2 protein-coding genes are annotated in these 3148 nt (G+C 70.7%); both read left to right on the plus strand.

Going from position 1 to position 3148, the window contains the following annotated elements:
• On the plus strand, positions 1-946 hold a 946-nt coding region (locus ACTHL9_RS05420; protein ID WP_440517826.1), incomplete at its 5' end, for a 1-phosphofructokinase family hexose kinase.
• A 2-nt stretch (positions 947-948) separates the two neighbouring features.
• Positions 949-2967: a PTS fructose transporter subunit IIABC gene (locus ACTHL9_RS05425; protein ID WP_440517827.1), complete on the plus strand. Its 2019-nt coding sequence runs from the start codon at positions 949-951 to the stop codon at positions 2965-2967.
• The last annotated feature ends 181 nt before the right edge of the window (positions 2968-3148 follow it).

Here is a 3148-nt window from a genome sequence, read left to right on the forward strand (position 1 = left end):
AAGCCTCGACCGCACGGTCGAACTCGGCGGCCCCCTCCTCCGAGGTGAGGTACAGCGCGCCGTCGCCGTGCGCCAGGAATCCGGCGGCAAGGGTGTCAACGTGTCCCGCGCGCTCGTCGCGTCGGGCCTCGACACGCTCGCAGTCCTCCCCGGCGATCCCGGCGACCCCGTGGTCGTGGGACTCGAGGCGCGCGGCGTCCCGTTCGCGGCGCTCCCCATCGGCCAGACCCTCCGCTCCAACGTCACGCTGACCGAGCCCGGCGGCGTGACCACCAAGGTCAACGAGCCGGGCCCCGAGCTCAGCGCGGACCAGCAGGAGCAGCTGCTCACCCTCCTGGTGAAGCAGTCGAGCGGGGCTTCATGGGTGGTGCTCGCCGGCTCCCTCCCACCCGGCGTCCCCGCCTCCTTCTACACGTCCGTCGCCGAGCGGCTCCGCGCCGAGTTCGGCGACGACGCCCCGAAGATCGCGATCGACTCCTCCGGCGCGCCTCTTGAGGCGTCGCTCGGCGGCCGACCCGATCTCCTCAAGCCGAACGCGGATGAGCTCGCCGAGCTCGCCGCACTCGTGGGCCTTCACGACGCCGGCACCCCGGCGGAGCTCGAGGCCTCGCCAGAGCGGGCGGCTACCGCTGCGCGCTCCCTCGTGAACGCCGGAGTGGGCGCTGTGCTCGCCACCCTCGGCGCGAAAGGCGCCGTCCTTGTGACGGCCGACGGCGCGTGGCTCGCCACGCATGCCCCCATCCGAGCCGTCAGCACCGTTGGTGCCGGCGACTCCTCCCTGGCCGGGTACCTCTTGGCCGACATCTCCGGAGCGGACGCCGAAGGCCGCCTCCGTCAGGCAGTCGCCCATGGTGCGGCGGCCGCCTCCCTGCCGGGATCCACCGTCCCGGCTGTCAACCAGACCCACCCCTCTGCCGTGACCGTCACGGCTCTCACGAAGGACTGACCATGACCGAACTCATCAGCCCGGAGCTGGTCCTGCTGGACGTCGCCCTCGGCGACGCTTCGGCCGACGTGATCCGGAAGCTCGCCGAGACTGTGGCCGCCGAAGGCCGCGCGACCGGCGCCGAAGGCCTCTTCGCGGACGCGTATGCGCGCGAGCAGAAGACGGCCACGGGCGTACCCGGCGGGATCGCGATCCCCCACTGCCGCTCCGAGGCCGTGACCGTACCGTCCCTCGCGATGGCCCGACTCTCGCGGCCGGTGGACTTCGGTGCCAAGGACGGCCCGGCAGACATCGTCTTCTTCATCGCAGCTCCCTCCGGGGCCGATCAGGAGCACCTCAAGCTCCTCGCGAAGCTCGCCCGGAGCCTCATCAAGAAGGACTTCACGGCTGCCCTCCGCGCGGCACGCACTCCCCGGGATGTCGTCGCGCTTGTGAACGAGGCCCTGGGACTCACTCCCTCCGCCGAGACCGAGGCCGCGCCGTCGGCGGCCCCGTCGATGACGAAGACCGCGGTCCGACGCATCGTCGCCGTGACCGCATGCCCCACCGGCATTGCGCACACCTACATGGCCGCCGATTCGCTCGTCGCGGCAGGCAAGGAGCAGGGCATCGACGTCCAGGTGGAGACTCAGGGCTCTGCGGGCGCGACGCCGCTGGCACAGTCGGTCATCGACGCCGCCGACGCCGTGGTCTTCGCCGTTGACGTCGACGTGCGCGACAAGCAGCGCTTCGCCGGCAAGCCGTATGTCCAGTCCCCTGTCAAGCGCGCGATCGACGAGCCTCGCGTCATGATCGACGAGGCCCTCGCCACGGCAGCCGACCCCAACGGCCGGCGCCTCGCGGGCACCGCGGGTGGGCCGTCGTCGGCCGCTCCCGAAGGCCGCGAGTCCACCGGCGCGAAGCTCAAGCGCGCCCTGCTCACCGGCGTCAGCTACATGATCCCGTTCGTCGCAGCGGGCGGCCTTCTCATCGCGCTCGGCTTCCTGCTCGGCGGCTACGACATCACGAAGTACGCCGACACGATCGTGGTCAAGAACAACCTGTTCAACCTGCCGAGCGAGTTCGGCTCGCAGGCATGGGGACCGCTCGGTGCGTATCTCGGTGCGGTGCTGTTCAAGATCGGCGGCCTCTCGATCGGCTTCCTGGTCCCGGCCCTCGCCGGCTACATCGGCTATGCCCTCGCTGACCGCCCAGGCATTGCACCCGGCTTCACGGCCGGCGCCGTCGCGGGCTTCATGGGCGCCGGCTTCCTCGGCGGCATCGTGGGCGGCCTCTTGGCCGGCTACACGGCACATTGGCTCGGATCGCTCTCGGCACCGCGCTGGCTCCGGGGCCTCATGCCCGTGGCCATCATCCCGCTCGTCGCCTCGATCATCTCCTCCGGCCTCATGTTCGTGGTGCTCGGCGGCCCGATCGCCTGGGTGACCAACGCCCTCAACTCCTGGCTGTCCGGCATGTCCGGCGCTGCGGCGATCGTCCTCGGCATCATCCTCGGCCTCATGATGTGCTTCGACCTCGGTGGCCCGGTCAACAAGGTGGCCTACTCGTTCGCCGTCGCCGGCCTCGGCGCCGCGTCCGCCACGAACCATGCTCCGTGGGAGATCATGGCCGCCGTCATGGCCGCTGGCATGGTCCCACCGCTCGCCATGGCCCTCGCCACCGTCCTCGACCACCGCAACTTCAACGCGACCGAGCACGAGAACGGCAAGGCCGCGTGGCTCCTGGGCGCAGCGTTCATCTCCGAGGGCGCCATCCCGTTCGCCGCAGCGGATCCGTTCCGCGTCATCCCCGCCTCGATGCTGGGCGGCGCGATCACGGGTGCACTGTCGATGGGCTTCGGCGTCACGTCCAAGGCTCCGCACGGCGGAATCTTCGTCTTCTTCGCGATCGACAACTTCCTCCTGTGGGTCGTCTCGATTGCCGTGGGCGTGGTCGTGACCGCTCTGGCCACCATCGGCCTCAAGCGCTACGTTGGCAGGAAGGCCCCGGAGGCCGTCGCAGCTGAACCTGTCGCCGCCTGACGAGCGGAGAAAGTTCGAGGTCGAAGATGCAGCAGTTTCACGGCGTTGGTGTGACTCCGGGGCGGGTTGTGGGGCCGGTGCGGCAGATGCCGGCCCCGGTGCGGGAGCCTTCCGATGGGGCGGTTCCTGCGGGGGTTTCCGCCGAGGCGGAGGCCGAGCGGATCCGGGCGGCGTCCAAGGC

This window comes from Sinomonas sp., from assembly GCF_051955515.1.
Classification (GTDB): Bacteria; Actinomycetota; Actinomycetes; order Actinomycetales; family Micrococcaceae; genus Sinomonas.

What these genes read in the sequence shown, in the direction of transcription:
- ACTHL9_RS05425 (WP_440517827.1), top strand. Translation starts at nt 949, where the DNA reads ATGACCGAACTCATCAGCCCGGAGCTGGTCCTGCTGGACGTCGCCCTC.